Origin of the sequence: Halomonas halodenitrificans DSM 735, assembly GCF_000620045.1 — a bacterium.
Lineage (GTDB): Bacteria > Pseudomonadota > Gammaproteobacteria > Pseudomonadales > Halomonadaceae > Halomonas > Halomonas halodenitrificans.
This window is the reverse complement of record NZ_KK211058.1, coordinates 148236-164457: the sequence shown is the minus strand read 5'-3', so window position 1 is coordinate 164457 and position 16222 is coordinate 148236. Positions and strand designations below refer to the sequence as shown.

Below are 16222 nucleotides of genomic sequence, written 5' to 3'. Positions count from 1 at the left end.
AAGCTGAAAGCTATGGACCAAGGGGACAGTCCCCGGCCAAACCGTCCCAACTTACCTTGATGCACCTTTCTTACGCTGTTCCCTCCGCCGGGGACTGTCCCCGAGAGGGGGACGGCATACGATGCTCCCTCCGTCGGGGCCTGTGCCCAAGAGGATTATGCTAAGCTATTCGCCCATTTTCCGAGCAGCGATGCCTTCCCATGGATGACGTCACGGCGATTCTCGACCACCTGAATGCCGCCCAGCGTGAGGCGGTCAGTGCCCCTCAAGGCAATATGCTGGTGCTGGCCGGGGCCGGCTCCGGCAAGACCCGAGTGCTGGTACAGCGAATCGCCTGGCTGATGCAGGCCGAGGGCTTATCCCCTTACGCGGTGCTGGCCGTGACCTTCACCAACAAGGCGGCGCGCGAGATGCGTACTCGTCTGGAGGTGTTGGTGGGCATGTCGTTGCGCCACGTCTGGGTGGGTACCTTCCACTCCATCGCCCATCGCCTGCTGCGCACCCATTGGCAGGACGCCCGCCTGCCCCAGCATTTTCAGATCATCGACAGCGACGACCAGCTGCGTCTGGTCAAGCGCCTGGTCAAGGAAAACGATATCGACGACGAGCGCTTTCCGCCGCGGCAGGTGCAGTCGTTTATCTCCGGCTGCAAGGAGGAGGGGCTGCGTCCCCATCAGGTGAACGTGCACGGCGACGCCTACCTGGGACAGATGGTCGAGCTCTATGAGCGCTACCAGCTTACCTGCGAGCGTGGGGGCCTGGTGGACTTCGGTGAGCTGCTGCTGCGTAGCCTGGAGCTGCTGCGCGATAACCCCGCCCTGCTGGCGCACTACCAGGAGCGCTTCGCCCATGTGCTGGTGGACGAGTTTCAGGATACCAACACCCTGCAGTATGCCTGGCTCAAGCTGCTGAGCGGCATGACCACGCCGATGACCGTGGTGGGCGATGATGACCAGTCGATCTATGGCTGGCGCGGCGCTCGCGTGGAAAATATCCGCCGCTTCGAACGCGAGTTCGCGGAGACCAAGACCGTGCGTCTGGAGCAGAACTATCGCTCCACCAGTGCCATTCTCGAGGCCGCCAACGCCCTGATCAGCCACAACGCCGAACGCATGGGCAAGATGCTGTGGACCGCCGGCGAGCGTGGCGAGTCGATCTCGGTCTACAGCGGATTCAATGACCTCGACGAGGCACGCTTCATCGTCGATACCCTGCGTGAGCGCGTCGAGGAGGGCGTCAATCGCCGCGATATCGCCATCCTCTACCGCTCCAATGCCCAGTCGAGGGTGATCGAGGAGACCCTGATCCGCCAAGGGGTGCCCTATCGCATCTATGGTGGTCATCGCTTCTACGAACGCCTGGAAATCAAGAACGCCCTGGCCTATCTACGCCTGCTGCTCAACCGTGACGATGATGCCTCCCTGGAGCGGGTGATCAATGTGCCGGCTCGCGGCATCGGCACGCGTACCGTGGAACTGCTGCGCCAGCGGGCCCGGGAGGGCAGCGTCTCGCTATGGCAGGCACTCCACGATGGTCTGGCCGATGGAACCCTCAAGGGGCGTGCCGGCAGTGCCCTGCAGGCCTTTGCCGACCTGATCGATGGCCTGGACAACGATAGCGCCGGCCTGGCGCTCCACGAGATCATCGACCATGTGATGGCCCGCACGGGGCTAGTTGAGCACCACCGTAACGAAAGAGGCGAAAAGGGCCAGGCTCGGGTCGAGAACCTGGAAGAGCTGGTGACGGCGGCCAGGGCCTTTACCCAGGGCGAAGTCTTCGAGGCACCGGAGGCCGGCGAGGGCGGCGCCGCCCTGGAGGCCTTCCTCTCCGAGGCGGCGCTTAACGCCGGCGAACATGAGGCCGATGAGTTCGAGGATGGCGTCCAGTTGATGACGCTGCATTCCGCCAAGGGGCTGGAGTTTCCGGTGGTGTTTATCGCCGGCGTGGAGGAGGGGCTCTTCCCTCATCGCATGTCGGTGGAAGAGCCGGGGCGTCTCGAGGAGGAGCGCCGCCTCTGCTACGTGGGGCTGACCCGGGCCATGCACAAGCTCTATCTGACGCATGCCGAGATTCGCCGACTGCACGGCAAGGAGACCTTCCAGCGTGCCTCGCGCTTCTTGCGCGAGATTCCCGAGGAGTACCTGGAGGAGGTGCGCCTGCGCGGCCAGGTATCACGCCCGGTCACCGCCTCGCGCCCTGCCGGGCTTCGTCAGAGCGAGGTCAACGGTGGCGATGACCTGCCCTCGCTCTCCCTGGGCCAGCGGGTCAGCCATCCGGTCTTCGGTGAGGGCGTGATCCTCAATGCCGAGGGCGAGGGGCCCCGGGCGCGGGTGCAGGTCAGCTTCGAGGGCGAGGGGGACAAGTGGCTGGTGCTGGGCTTTGCCAAGCTGACGCCGCTGTAGTTTTAGTCCTGGATATTGCACCAAGCTTCCCAAAAGCGGCATGACTTCGGTCTCGCTGGGCATGATGACACTTCGGGCCTGGAGTTGGCTCTTTCTTGAGTAGCTTCATGGGTCCGGAAACACCTTTCCCCTTCAAGCCTTATTTTCTCCATTCCGAGAATAGTACGCCGCGGCGTTACTCCTGCACCAACTGATTGGCCGGCTCCAAGAGGAGATCCGGCTCCGGGTACTGTCTGCTCTGGCATCAGCGGATGGTGCACGTGATGACGACACCGATTTGCAATGGCTTTATGACCCTTTCCCGAAGCTGGGTTGTAGTACTTTTACCGGCTTTATCTGATTAACGTTTATTCAATGAATGAGGAGGCAGCCCCGGGCCTATGGTGTTTGATGGTGAAAAAACATTTTGTGACAGTGCCAAAAATAGAGATGTTTGATATACGTCAATTAATTCTCACACAAGGTTTTCGGCCGCTAGAGTTTGGACTAAAGTCGTTAGCAGGTTAGCAAAAGCCGTACTCCGTCTATTGCGGCACCGATCGGGAGCAAGCTATGCCAAGCAAACGCAAGAAGATTTCCATCTCAGTAGCGGCCGTCGCCGCTGTCGGTGCTGCCGGTTTTCTGGTACTGACCTCGCCCTGGACCTGGTCGCTGACTCACAGCCTTCCACCGACGGCCAGTACCGACGGTCCGGCGGATATCGAGAACGGCAAGCGTGTCTTCGTCGCCTCTGACTGTGCCACCTGTCATGCCACCACCGGCCAGGACAGCCACGAGCTGCTCGGCGGCGGCAAGGTACTCGATACCGAGTTCGGCAAGTTCCATATGCCCAACATCTCCCCGGACCCGGAACACGGTATCGGCAACTGGACGCTCGAGGAGTTCGACCGCTCGGTGCGTGAGGGCGTCAGCCCCGATGGTCTTCTGCCGGATGGCAAGAACCTTTACCCGGCGTTCCCTTATACCTCCTATCAGCGGCTGAAGCCGGAAGACGTGCGGGATCTTTACGCCTACATGATGACGCTGCCGGAAAGCGGCAAGGTCGTGCCGGATCATGAGCTCAAGTTTCCCTACAATCTCCGCCGCGGCATCGGCGTCTGGCGCCTCGTCTTCCTCGATGGCAAGAGCGCGGCGGAAATCGGCGGGGATATCGCCGATCTCCCCGAAGACGTGGACCATGCCAGATACGAGCGCGGCCGTTATCTGGTGGAAAGCGCTGCACACTGTGTGGAATGTCATTCGCCGCGCACCTTCATGGGGAATATCCCAGGCGGCAAACGCTACGCCGGCGGCCCTGACCCGGAAGGGCATGGTTACATTCCTAACATCACGCCGGACGAGACCGGCATTGGTTTCTGGTCGGCGGCGGCGATCGCCAATTACCTGCATACCGGGGTTAACCCCATTGGTCGCGAGTCCGGTGGCGACATGGCGGAGGTCATCGAGAACACCTTGCAGCTGCCATGGGAAGACCTGCAAGCCATGGCGACTTATCTCAACAATATCCCGGCTGTAGACGCGCCTGCCCCGGGCATGCCCGAGCCAAACTTCACCGAAGAGGTGGTGATGCTCGATACCGCCGTGGATAATCGCCCCCCTCTGCCAACCAGCGATCCGCAACAGATTGATGAGGGTGATACGGTCTTTGTCGCCGGTACCAAGTCGCTTTACACAACCGCCGAGCTGGAGAAGGCCGAAGGCGAGGACGGTAAGCTTCTCGGAGGAACCCAAGCCAGGGTAGTTGCCAGGCAGGGCGACAAGCTACAACTCGAGATTGATGGCTGGCAACCGGAAAATGCCCCCTCGGTTATCTATCAGGCGATCGGCCAGCGCGTGATCATGGCGGCCCTCGGTGATGATGCCGTCGCCGCCACCGAGCACGGTGAAGTGGAGGTCGATCCCAACACGGATCAGGTCTGGCGCCCGGTTACCCTGCAAGCCTGGAGCGATGCAAGCGAGCTCAACCTGGATCAGGAGGTGCTCTGGAGCTTCAGCGAGAATGCCTATCAGGAAAGCTGTTCGTCTTGCCATACCCTGGCAGAGGAAGATCACTTCACTGCCAATCAGTGGGTCGGCACCCTCAAGTCCATGAAGCGTTTCACCAGCTTTACCGACGACGAGTACCGGCTGATTCTTTCCTATCTGCAGAATCATTCCAGTGACCTTGGATCCGAGAGTGGCGAAGCAGTCGTCGAACATGCCGGTGAAGGAGTGCCGCAATGAATCGCGACACTAATGCCGAAAGCCGTGTCACCGGTCCGGATACCAGCGTGCTGATTGTCGTCGCCGAATGGCTGAGCGGTATCTTCATGGCTCCGATGTCATCGCAGCAGGTGATGCAGGCAGGCACAAGGGCGGGCCAGGAGGCGTTGCGCTGGATGGGAGAACAGCTGGAAGTGTCGGCAGCAGCCGAAGCCCTCTGTCGCTCCCTAGGCCAGGATGACGCCGAAAAACTGGCCGTTCATCTACAGCGCCGTTACACGGCGCTGTTCGAAGGTATCTTCCGGCATCGTGCCGTACTGCCCTATGAAAGTGCCTGGCAAGGTAGTGAGAGGCCGGCGCTAGGCGGTGAATCCGTAGTCGAAATGAAGGCAGTGCTGCGGGCGCTCGATCGTCATGTCAGCAATGACTGCTGTGAGCCACCGGATCACCTTGCCATAGAACTAGCCGCACTATCGGCAGCGCTTCATGAAGGTCAGGATACGATCGCTACAGACTTGGTGTATCGGCTGCAAGGCTGGGTACCAGCATTCACTGAAGCGTTGTTTCGGCAGGATCCAGATGGTTTCTATGCGGGCGCCGGCAAGCTATTGCTCGCCTTGATTCACGAGGCGTCTGCCGTACTGATGGTGGAGCAACCCGCAGCGACTTTTGTGCCTGAATTTGTGCTTGAGCAACGTGAAGGAGAATTTGCATGAGTAAGAAAACTGACGAACTGCATGTTGTCTCCGACGCAGACGTTGAATCCCCAGGTCGGCGTCGTTTCCTGCAAGGTTCCGCCGCCACCGCCGCCTTGAGCGCCATGCCGTTCTCGCTCTCGTTCTTGAGCAAGGGTGCGCTTGCCCAGAGTGCCTCGAAAGAAGTCATCTCCGGTTGTCACTGGGGGGTGTTCAAGGGGGTCGTCGAGGATGGTCGCGCCGTCGAATTCAAACCCTGGGGAGGTGATCCCCAGCCTACACCCATGCTTCAGGGCGTACGGGATTCGATCTACTCCGCCTCGCGCATCCGTTATCCGATGGTGCGTCGCGCCTGGCTCGAGCAGGGGCCAGGAGCCGATCCTGACGGCCGCGGCGACGGCGATTTTGTGCGGGTCACCTGGGACAAGGCGATCGAGCTGGTGGCCAATGAAATTACTCGGGTACGCGAGCAGCATGGGCAGCAAGCGGTCTATGGCGGTTCCTATGGCTGGAAGAGTCCGGGCAAGCTGCATAACTGCAAAACCCTGCTACGCCGCATGTTGAATCTGACCGGTGGCTTTACTTCCAGTATCGGCGACTATTCAACCGGGGCGGCTCAGGTCATCTTGCCTTACGTTACCGGTTCGATCGAAGTTTACGAGCAGTGCACCACCTATCCGGTACTGGCCGAAAATACCGACCTCATGGTGTTCTGGGGCTGTGATCCCCACAACAATTCTCAGATCTCCTGGCAGGTGGCGGACCATGGCGCCTTCGCGGGCACCGAGATGCTCAAGAAAGCCGGCGTGAAGGCCATTTCCATCGATCCGCTCAAGACCCTGACCTGTGACTATCTCGACGGGGAGTGGATCGCGCCCAAACCGCAGACCGATGTTCCTCTGATGCTGGGTATCGCCCATACGCTGCTGAGCGAAGATCTGCACGATCAGGAATTTCTTGATCGCTACACCAGTGGCTTCGAGGAGTTCAAGCCCTACTTGACCGGCGAGTCCGATGGCCAGCCCAAGGACGCTGAGTGGGCAGCGGACATTTGTGGTGTCGACGCGAATACCATCCGTGATCTTGCCCGGCGTTTCGCCAATAGTCGCACCATGCTGGCGCTAGGCTACTCCATGCAGCGTCAACATCACGGCGAGCAGTCCACCTGGATGCTGGTCACCCTGGCCTGCATGCTGGGCCAAATTGGTCTGCCCGGCGGCGGTTATGGCTTGAGCTATCATTACTCCTCCGGCGGTGCGCCGACCCACAATAGTCCTATTCTCAAAGCGATCGGCGATGGGGCAGGCGGTGGTAGCGGCGGGTCGGTCGATGAGTCAGGTAGTGATGTCATGATCCCGGTCGCGCGTTTTGTCGAAACGCTGTTGAACCCCGGTAAGACCATGCAGTTCAATGGCAGCGAGATCGAGTTGCCGCAGATCAAGCTCGCCTATTGGGCGGGGGGCAATCCCTTCGCTCACCACCAGGATCGCAACGAGATGCTCAGGGCCTGGCGCGAGCTTGATACCTTTATCGTCAACGATTTTCAGTGGACGGCCACCGCTCGTCATGCGGATATCGTGCTGCCGTGTACCACTTCCTACGAGCGCAATGATATCGAGCAGGTCGGTGACTATGCACTTTCTCATATAGTGGCAATGCGGCAAGTCGTCGAGCCTCAATTCGAAGCGCGAGATGATTTCGACATCTTCGCCGCCATTGCGGACAAGCTGGGCAAGGGGTATGAGTTTACCGAAGGTCGCTCGGAAAAGGACTGGATTCGTGGGTTTTACGAATCTGCCAAGATCGAGGCTCGGGCCAAGGGTATGGAAATGCCGGTCTTCGATGTGTTCTGGGAATCCAACAAGCCGCTTGCGTTTCCGCTGGAGGACGAAAAAAAGAATTTCGTTCGCCATGCGTCCTTCCGCAAGGACCCGATTCTCGGAGCGCTGGGTACCGCCACCGGCAAGTTCGAGATCTACTCGCGAGCGATCGCCGGGTACGCTTACGATGACTGCCCGCCGCATCCGACCTGGCTGGAGCCCATCGAGCGCCTCGACGGGCCTGACACCCAGTATCCACTGAGCATCGCCAGCAATCATCCCCGCGGCCGGCTGCATTCGCAGCTCTGCGGCACGGAGTTCCGCAATACCTACGCGGTGCAGAATCGTGAACCCTGCTGGATGAATCCACGCGATGCGAAGGCTCGGAATATCAAGGATGGCGATGTGGTGCGAGTCTTCAATGACCGCGGGCAGATCCTCGCGGGTGCGGTGGTAACCCAGGACATCATGCCTGGGGTAATACGGGTGTCGGAAGGCGGTTGGTTCGATCCGCTCGATCCCCGGGAGATCGGCAGCCTGTGTTGCTACGGTGACGTCAATAACCTCACTCCGGGGATCGCCACATCCAAGCTCTCCCAGGCCAACTGTGGCCAGACCGGTGTAGGGGACGTCGAGAAGTTCGAGGGCGAGCTGCCCGAGGTGCTGGTCTTCTCGCAACCTGAAATCAGGAGCGGTTCCAGCGAGGCCAGCTGACAAGTAGTGTTTCTCAGGACTGAATGGGCCGCTAACGCGGCCCATTTTTTTGAGCACATTGCCGTGAGGCTGCCTTGTGGGGGGTACTCTGCCGGATAGTTTTGGTGGCATGACCTTTCGTTGACGTTCACGGCAGGCCCGCGGCTTGTGAGTTTGTTCGGGTCTGAAGCATACTTCGAGGTGGACACGGCCGTGCGACAGGCGCGGCACTCGCATAATAATCTGCACGGAGTCATGCCTGCATGCAACGTCGCAACTTTATCAAGACGCTGGGCGCCGGCGCCGCCGGTGTCGTCGCCGCCCCCTTCGTATCCACCGCCAAGGCCCAGGAGACCATCACCTGGAACATGGTGACCTCCTGGCCCAAGAACTTCCCGGCCCTGGGTACCGGTGCCAATGAGTTCGCCAAGCGCATCGAGGTACTCTCCGGCGGGCGCATGCGCGTCCGTGTGCACGGTGCCGGTGAGCTGGTACCGCCGCTTGAAGTGTTCGACGCCGTGGCCGCCGGCACCGCCGAGATGGGTCACTCCGCCTCCTACTATTGGCGTGGCAAGGTAGCGGCGTCACAGTTCTTCACCGCCGTGCCCTTCGGCATGACGACCCAGGAAACCAACGCCTGGCTCTATTACGGTGGCGGCCAGGAACTGTGGGACGAGATCTATGCCCAGCACAACCTCAAGCCCTTCCCGGTGGGCAATACCACGACCCAGCCCGGCGGCTGGTTCAAGAAGGAAATCAATTCCCTGGAAGACCTGCAGGGGCTCAAGCTACGCCTGCCCGGCCTCGCCGGCGAGGCCATGAATCGTATCGGCGTCACCACCGTCAATATGCCGGGCTCGGAGATCTTCACCTCCATGCAGACCGGCGTGCTGGATGCCGCCGATTGGGTCAGTCCCTACAATGACCTGGCCTTCGGCCTGCATCAGGTGGCCGACTACTACTACACCTCGGCCTGGAACGAACCCAGTGCGATCCTCGAGGGCACCGTCAACCTGGACGCCTGGAATGCCCTGCCCGATGACCTCAAGGCGGTGGTGACCGAGGCGGCGAGTGCGGCCAACCTGGCGATGGTTAGCGAGTTCACCTTCCGCAACGCCCAGGCCCTGGATACCCTGGTCAGCGAACATGGGGTCAAGCTGCGCACCTTCCCCGAGGATGTGATGAAGGCACTCTACGATGCCTCCCAGGAGGTGCTCGCCGAGCAGGTCGAGAATGATCCGGCATCGAAGAAGGTCTATGACTCCTATGTCGCCTTCCAGAAGCTGGTGAGGCCCTCCAGCGATGCAGGCGAATTCGCCTACCTCAAGGCCCGTGAGGCGGTAGGCGTCTGACGGCTGGCGTCATGTTTCGCGATGCACCGCGCGTATGCGTCCCTTGTCATCCATGGCCACCATGACGAAGCGGGCCTCGGTGACCTTGTGGAGCTCGTGGGAGTGGCGTTCATGGGGCTGGCGGATCCATACCTCGACGTCGATCCGGATGGAGCTGTGGCCGACCTCCACCAGGCGAGTGAAGATATTGACCATGGAACCGACGCGTACCGGGCACAGAAAATCCATGGCCTCGATGGCCACGGTGGCGGTGCGGCCGCTGGCTTCCCGGTCGGCGGCCAGTTCGGCGGCTTGATCCATGCGGGCGACCAGCCAGCCACCGGCGATATCGCCGTGGAGGTTGGTGTCCTGGCGGCTGGCCAGTAGCTTGAGGGTCAGCTCGCCCCGCGGGCGAGGGCTGTCATCGAGGTCTGTCATGAAGGTGTCGTCATCCTGGTTTGTTATTGGGGGCAAGAACCGAGCCCATGGTAAACTGACCCCGGTCCACCCTCCAGCCCCGCCCCGTCCTGTCAGCCCCGACGACCTGAATGCCCCTTGATCTCGACAGCCGCAAGAGACGACAGAATGCTTGATGCCCTTACGGCCCTGGCCCGCGGTACCCGCCTGGTCTACGGCGCCGGCCTGCGCCGCTATGTGTTTGCCCCTATTGCCGTGAATCTGCTGGTCTACATCGCCATGCTGTGGTTCGTGCTGGCCAACTTCGGCAGCTGGCTGGACCACTGGATGACGCTGGTACCGGGATGGCTTGCCTGGCTGGAGTGGTTGATCTGGCCGCTGTTCGTGGTCAGCCTGGTGCTGGTGGTGTTCTTTACCTTTACCCTGGTGACCCATCTCGTCGCCGCGCCCTTCTATGGTTTTCTGGCCGAAAAGGTCGAGATCGTGGCTACCGGGCGACAGCCGCTGGACGATCGTGGCCTGACGAGGACCGCCGTGGATGCGCTGGGCCGTGAACTGGTCAAGCTGGTCTATATCCTGCCACGCATGGCGGTACTGTTCGTACTCAGCTGGATTCCCGTGATCAACCTGGTGGCACCGCTACTCTGGGCGCTCTTCTCGGCGTGGATGATGGCGATCACCTATCTCGACTATCCCATGGACAACAACAAGGTCAGTTTCGTCGACATGCGCCGTCGTCTGAAGGCGCGATGGTGGCCGACCATGAGCTATGGCGGCGCGGTGACCCTGATTACCTGGATCCCGCTGGCCAACCTCTTCCTGCTGCCCGGTGCGGTGGCGGCTTCGGTACTGATGTGGGATGGCCACTACCGCGACCTGCCTAGCGTGCCTTCGACTCGTCGCTGAGGCGTGCTCGGTGATGGCCCGATAACGCCCGTCCGACTACGAGATATCTGGCCACAGGCTCAGGGCAAGGCCGGCGAAGACCAGCAGGCCCGACCAGAAGTTGTTGAGAAAGGCCTGGAAGCAGGGCTCGCGCTTGCGTTGGCGAATCAGCCAGTGCTGCCAGACGAAGGTGGCCGCCATGGCCGCCAGCCCCAGCCAGAAGAAGCCGCCCAGGGCGAGTCGTGCGCCGACCCAGGACAGCAGCAGAAGCGTCACGATCTGCAGCAGGCCGATCATGAAGCGGTCGGCGCTGCCAAACAGCACCGCGGTGGACTTGATGCCGACCTTCAGGTCGTCGTCGCGGTCGACCATGGCGTATTGGGTGTCGTAGGCGATGGTCCACATCACATTGGCCGTGAACAGCAGCCATGCTTCGACGGGCACCTGGCCCTGCACCGCGCCGTACGCCATGGGAATCGCCCAGGAGAAGGCGGCCCCCAGGAACAGCTGTGGCAGATGGGTATAGCGCTTCATGAAGGGGTAGATAAACGCCAATATGACCCCGCCGATGGAGAGCAGTATCGTGAACAGGTTGGTAAACAGCACCAGCACGAAAGCGCCGGCCACCAGCATCAGAAACAGGGCCTGGGCCTCTCCCTCGCCGATACGCCCGGTGGCCAGGGGGCGGTCGAGGGTGCGCTTGACGTAGCCATCCACATGGCGGTCGGCGTAGTCATTGATCACACAGCCGGCGGCGCGCATCAGGTAGACGCCGGCGACAAAGATCAGCAGCAGGCGGCGGCTGGGCAGCCCCTCGGCGGCTATCCACAGCGCCCACAGGGTGGGCCACATCAGCAGCCAGGTGCCAATGGGGCGGTCGAGGCGCGTCAAGCGCAGGAAGTCGGGGAGTCGGGCCAGGCCCGTGGGGCGCATCAGGGAGCGGTCCATCTCTACCTCGTGGCGTGTGGGAACATCAGAGCCTAGCGCGAAGGCAGGCCGAGGTCATCCGCCATGGCGTCGAGGAACCACTCCTGCACCAGCATGCGGAAGGTGCCATGGTAAAACATCGAGCGGCGCCCCCAGGGCCCATGGGCCGAATGGAAGCCCGCCGGGTCGCGAGTGACCTCGATCTCGCCGCGTTCGAGGTCGGGCTGGCGAAACAGCCAGCTGCCCAGTGAGCGTTCGCCGAGGTGCGCCAGGTCGTCGGCAGGAAGTCCCTCGAGTGGGGCGACCGAGCGCGCCGCCACCCAGGGCCTTCCTCCCAGGCACAGCGCCACCTCGCGTAGCCAGGCCCGACGTCCCGGCGGCAGGTCGAGCGCCCGGGCCTCGTCGTGCCGCGGCGTATCGATACGCTGGTCGAGGAGCTGGACATGCAACGGGCGTGGCCGGCCCGCGTCGGTGAGGCGCAGGGTCAACGAGTCCCGGGAGCCCACCCATTGCTGCCAGGCAGGGCTCATGCCGGGGCGAACCGCGGCCAGCGGCGACCAGCGTGTCGGGCCGTGTAGTGCTTGGGGTCTGGAATCGGACACCGTGGACTCCCTGTCCATCCTCGGGAGCAGGTAGTGTACCATGCGCTACGATTCCGCTTCCTCGACGAGGAGACCCATGATCGCCCCCCTGACCATTATCGGCAGCGGCATGGCGGGCCTTGGCCTGCTGCGCCAGCTGCGTTCCCTGGACGCCGAGCGGCCGGTGACCCTGATTACCGCCGACGACGGTGATGACTACTCCAAGCCGTTACTCTCCACCGGCTTCGCCAAGGGGCTGCCCCCCGAGCGGCTGGCGGCCCGTGATGCCCTGGCGGTGGCCGATTCGATGAATGCACTGGTGCGTACGCATACCCGAGTCGAGGCCATCGATACGGCGACTCGCACCCTGCATCTCGGCAAGGAGCGGTTGGCCTATGGCGAACTGGTGCTGGCGACCGGGGCGACACCGATGGCGCCCTTTCCGGTGCCGGAGGCCCTGGCCGGACGGGTGATGACGGTCAATAATCTGGGGGATTACCGGGCCTTTCATGCCGCGTTGAGTCGCCTTGGCCGTCCCGCTCGTGTGGCTATTGTCGGAGCCGGCCTGGTGGGCTGTGAGTTCGCCAATGATCTGTTGGCCGGCGGCCATCGGGTGACCCTGGTGGCCCCCGAAACCGCGCCGCTGCCGCGCCTGCTTCCCGAGCCACTGGGGCGAGCGCTGGGCGAGGCATTTCAGGAGGCGGGCATGGCCCTGTGCCTTGGACGCGGCGTGACCGGACTGGGGGCCGAGGGTAGCGATGCCGTTATCGGCCTCGATGACGGAGAGTCGGTAGTGGCCGACCTGGTCCTGCTGGCCACGGGCCTGAGACCGCGAACGGCCCTGGCCGAGGCGGCGGGCCTCGAGGTCAGTGCCGCGGGCATCCACACCGATCGCCTCCTGGCGACCTCGGCGCCCGGGGTTCATGCCCTGGGCGATGTGGCCTGTGTCGATGGCGTCAACGCCATGTATGTCCAGCCACTGCAGGCCGGCGCCAAGGCCCTGGCGCGCACCCTTGCCGGGACGCCCGCGCCGGTGCGCTATGGCCCCTGGCCGGTCCTGGTCAAGACGCCCTTGCTGCCGGTGGTATCGCTGCCCCCCGCGTCACCTCCCGCACGCTGGCGCATCGAGGGAGAGGCGGGGGATTTCAGCGCCCTGGCCGAGTCCGAGGACGGACGTTTGATCGGATTTGCGTTGACAGGAAGCTGCGTGCGTCGGAAAGTCGAACTGGCGCGGGCTGCACCGGCGTTGCTAGGCTAGATCGGCGATGGCGGCTCCGCGGTCGCCCGAGCGTGCCTTTCGATGTCGCTCGCCGGTTCCCGGCAAGACAGTCGGGGAGGCGAGTGACGTCTCCCATGACAACCACATTCCGGTCCATTGGCCGGGATTCAGTGTCAATACCAGGAGGGTTGTATGCGTAAGCCAGAACTCGCGACGGCTATTGCCGAGCGTGCCGATCTGTCCAAGGACAAGGCGGGCCAGGTTCTCAACGTGATTCTCGACGAGATCACCGGTAGCGTCTCCCAGGGACAGGATGTCTCCTTGATCGGCTTCGGCACCTTCGCCGTGCGCGAGCGTGCCGCGCGCACCGGAAAGAACCCCCAGACCGGTCAGCCGTTGACCATACCGGCCAGCAAGACCGTGGCCTTCAAGCCGGGCAAGGGCCTCAAGGACGCCGTGGCCAAGTAACTCCGGGGAATTGACCCCCGGGCGCCTGGCCCCTTTCCAGTGCCAGGCGTCTTCTCTTCTATTCCCCAGGGAGCCGGTGGTGATGACATGAAGCTGAAATTGATGCTCTGGGTGCTGGGCTGGCTGCTCAAGCGAGCCCTGCGTCGCAACCCACGCTTCCGCGAGTTGCTGGGCGAGATGCGCGGCCTCGACTGGGGCGTGGCCACCGAGGACCTGTCCATTGCCCGGCACTATCGTATGTCGCCCCAAGGCATCGAGCACGGGCGTGGCCTGCCGGTGGACCTCGACCTGGAGCTGCGCTTCGAGGATGCGACTACTGCTATCGAGGTGCTGCGCAAGCCGAGTCAGCAGGTCTTTCTCGATGGCATGATGGAAGGGCGCGTGCGTCTGGTGGGCGATGCCGCCGACCTCCAGCGCCTGCAGAAACTGCTGCGCCACCTCTGACGACGGCCAGCATGTCCCTGACACTGGTCCTGCGGCGTTTCTGGACTCACGAGTCTGCCGCCTACAGCCTGCGTGTGTTGATTGCCCTGGCTGGCATCACCCTGCTGTGCTGGTGGATCGAGGCCCCCGCCAGCCTGATTCCGCTGTTTCTTGGCGCCATTGCCTGCGCCCTGGCCGAGACCGATGACGACTGGCCAGGCCGGCTCGCCGCTTTGATGGTCACCCTGGTGTGTTTCGCGCTGGCTTCGCTGGCGATGGAACTGGTGTTCGCGCACCCCTGGCCCCTCGTCGTGATCCTGGGGCTGTCGGCCTTCGGCATGACCATGTTCGGCGCGGTCAGCCAGCGCTACGCCACCATCGCCAATGCCACCCTGATCCTGGCCATCTATACCCTGATCAGCCTCGAGCAGCGTGGCAGCCCGGCGCTGGGCGAACTATGGCGTGAACCCGGGTTGCTGGTGGCCGGTGCCGCCTGGTACGGGGCGATCTCGGTCGTCTGGTGCGCCCTCTTTTCCCGTCAGCCGCTGCAGCTTGCCCTGGCGCGAGTCTACCGCGAGCTGGCCCGTTATCTCGCCCTCAAGGCGGCGTTGTTCGAGCCACTGAGGGAGCTGGATGTGGAGGGGCGGCGCCTGGCCCTGGCCCGCCAGAATGGCGTGGTGGTCGGTGCCATGAATGATGCCAAGGAACGCCTCTTTCGACGCCTGGAGGGGCAGCGCGAATCGCCGCGGCTGGCACGCTATCTGCGTCTCTATTTCATCGCCCAGGACATTCACGAGCGCGCCAGCTCCTCTCACTCTCCCTATGCGGAGCTTGCCGACGCCTTCTTCCACCATGATGTCCTGTTCCGCATCCAGCGGGTGCTCTCGCGACAGGGCGAGACGTGTCGGGCCCTGTCCCAGGGCCTGCTGCTCAAGCGTGGCTTCGACGAATCACCCAGCGAGCAGGCACAGCGCGATCTGGAGGCCTCCCTGGCGCACCTGCGCGGCGAGCTGTCCGCGGAGCGCAGGGCGTTGTTGCCGGCCCTCGAGGCCGTGGCCGATAACCTGGCGACGCTGGAGCAGGCCCTGGCCAGGGCTCGGCAGCCGGAGCTCGGCGAAGACCATGATGCGGCGCTGCACGACCGCACGCCCCGTAGCCTGGGGGAGGTGGTCGAGCGCCTGCAGGCACAGCTGACCCCGCGCTCGCCGGTCTTTCGGCATGCCGTGCGGCTGGCCGCCACCCTGGTGGCGGGTTTCGGCCTGCTGCATTTGATTCATCCGACCCAGGGCTACTGGATACTGCTGACCAGCCTGTTCGTCTGTCGACCCAGCTTCGGGGCCACTCGGCGCTTCCTGTGGCAGCGTATCCTGGGCACGGTGCTGGGCCTGGTGGCAGGCTGGGCGCTGATCAGCCTGTTTCCTTCGCCGGCCCTTCAGGCGGGCATTGCGGTGGCGGCCGGGGTCGCCTTCTTCGCCCTGCGCGGGCGTCACTATACCCTGGCCACGTCGGCCATCACCCTGATGGTGTTGAGCTGCTTCAATCAGGTCGGCGACGGCTTCGGGCTGATCTGGCCGCGCCTGGTGGATACCCTGCTGGGTGCCGCCATCGCCGGGCTGGCGGTGCTGACCATCCTGCCCGACTGGCAGGGCAGGCGACTGCATCGCCAGGCCGCGGCCTCCCTGGCGGCGGGACGCGACTATCTGGCTGCCCTGGTCGAGCAGTATGCCAGCGGCAAGCGCGATGACCTGGCCTACCGCCTGGCGCGGCGCAATGCCCATAACGCCGATGCGGAGCTTGCCGCCATGCTGGCCAATATGCAGCAGGAGCCGGGGCCCTTCCGCCGCGACGCCGAGCGAGGGTTACCCTTCCAGCTCCAGGCCCATATCCTGCTCAACTATCTATCCGCCCTGGGCGCCCACCGTGGTGACAGCCCCGGGGTCTCCGCGGCGGAGAGCGCGCTGGCCGAGACGATCCTCGCGGAACTGGACGACCTGTCCCGGGCACTGGAGCGGCGGGAGGCGATCGCGCCGGCCGCGCCACCGGAGATCGCTCGGGGAGAAACGGACTCGCTGCTGGGGGCCCAGCTGGCACTGATCGCCCGCCAGCTGGTGGCGTTGCGAGAAGCCGGAACCGCGCTTTGCGCGGAGCGGTAAGCCATA

13 protein-coding genes are annotated in these 16222 nt (G+C 63.2%); 10 read left to right on the top strand and 3 right to left on the bottom strand.

Annotation, left to right across the window (positions count from 1 at the left end; all coding sequences use genetic code 11):
* The first annotated feature begins 200 nt into the window (after positions 1-200).
* From uvrD to Q358_RS0114685, 5 genes are all read left to right on the top strand, one after another.
* Complete coding sequence (gene uvrD / locus Q358_RS0114705) at positions 201-2402, top strand: DNA helicase II (RefSeq protein WP_027962668.1); 2202 nt, start codon at positions 201-203, stop codon at positions 2400-2402.
* Between the two features lie 552 nt (positions 2403-2954).
* Positions 2955-4625, top strand: a complete 1671-nt coding sequence (locus tag Q358_RS0114700) for a c-type cytochrome (RefSeq protein WP_027962667.1) — start codon at positions 2955-2957, stop codon at positions 4623-4625.
* A complete protein-coding gene (locus Q358_RS18050) occupies positions 4622-5320 on the top strand; it encodes a TorD/DmsD family molecular chaperone (protein WP_051530434.1) in 699 nt (232 codons plus the stop codon). The genes Q358_RS0114700 and Q358_RS18050 overlap by 4 nt, the downstream gene beginning before the upstream one ends.
* Positions 5317-7833: a trimethylamine-N-oxide reductase TorA gene (torA, locus tag Q358_RS0114690; protein WP_027962666.1), complete on the top strand. Its 2517-nt coding sequence runs from the start codon at positions 5317-5319 to the stop codon at positions 7831-7833. Before Q358_RS18050 ends, torA begins: the two co-directional genes overlap by 4 nt.
* 242 nt (positions 7834-8075) lie before the next feature.
* Positions 8076-9164 carry a TRAP transporter substrate-binding protein gene (locus Q358_RS0114685; protein ID WP_027962665.1) on the top strand — a complete coding sequence of 363 codons (1089 nt, stop codon included), beginning with the start codon at positions 8076-8078 and terminating at the stop codon, positions 9162-9164.
* Between the two features lie 9 nt (positions 9165-9173).
* Here Q358_RS0114685 and Q358_RS0114680 read toward each other — a convergent pair whose 3' ends face one another.
* The gene (locus Q358_RS0114680) at positions 9174-9581 is read right to left on the bottom strand and encodes an acyl-CoA thioesterase (protein WP_027962664.1); all 408 of its coding nucleotides are present in this window, start codon (positions 9579-9581) and stop codon (positions 9174-9176) included.
* A gap of 147 nt (positions 9582-9728) precedes the next feature.
* Here Q358_RS0114680 and cysZ point away from each other — a divergent pair, with 147 nt between their 5' ends.
* Entirely contained in the window at positions 9729-10466 is a 738-nt protein-coding gene (gene cysZ / locus Q358_RS0114675) for a sulfate transporter CysZ (RefSeq protein WP_027962663.1), read from the top strand.
* Positions 10467-10502: 36 nt separating this feature from the next.
* On the opposite strand, the gene ubiA is transcribed toward cysZ, so the two are convergent.
* Both ubiA and Q358_RS0114665 read right to left on the bottom strand, forming a co-directional pair.
* Positions 10503-11393, bottom strand: a complete 891-nt coding sequence (gene ubiA, locus Q358_RS0114670; RefSeq protein WP_027962662.1) for a 4-hydroxybenzoate octaprenyltransferase — start codon at positions 11391-11393, stop codon at positions 10503-10505.
* A gap of 32 nt (positions 11394-11425) precedes the next feature.
* Positions 11426-11974: a chorismate--pyruvate lyase family protein gene (locus tag Q358_RS0114665; RefSeq protein WP_342665563.1), complete on the bottom strand. Its 549-nt coding sequence runs from the start codon at positions 11972-11974 to the stop codon at positions 11426-11428.
* Between the two features lie 76 nt (positions 11975-12050).
* Here Q358_RS0114665 and Q358_RS0114660 point away from each other — a divergent pair, with 76 nt between their 5' ends.
* The 4 genes from Q358_RS0114660 to yccS all read left to right on the top strand — a co-directional run bounded on the left by Q358_RS0114660 (position 12051) and on the right by yccS (position 16216).
* Positions 12051-13211: an FAD-dependent oxidoreductase gene (locus tag Q358_RS0114660; RefSeq protein WP_027962660.1), complete on the top strand. Its 1161-nt coding sequence runs from the start codon at positions 12051-12053 to the stop codon at positions 13209-13211.
* A gap of 153 nt (positions 13212-13364) precedes the next feature.
* A complete protein-coding gene (locus tag Q358_RS0114655; RefSeq protein ID WP_027962659.1) occupies positions 13365-13640 on the top strand; it encodes an HU family DNA-binding protein in 276 nt (91 codons plus the stop codon).
* Between the two features lie 87 nt (positions 13641-13727).
* On the top strand, positions 13728-14084 hold the full coding sequence (locus Q358_RS0114650) for a hypothetical protein (protein WP_027962658.1): 357 nt from the start codon (positions 13728-13730) through the stop codon (positions 14082-14084).
* Positions 14085-14095: 11 nt separating this feature from the next.
* Complete coding sequence (yccS, locus tag Q358_RS0114645) at positions 14096-16216, top strand: YccS family putative transporter (protein ID WP_027962657.1); 2121 nt, start codon at positions 14096-14098, stop codon at positions 16214-16216.
* Positions 16217-16222 lie beyond the last annotated feature (6 nt).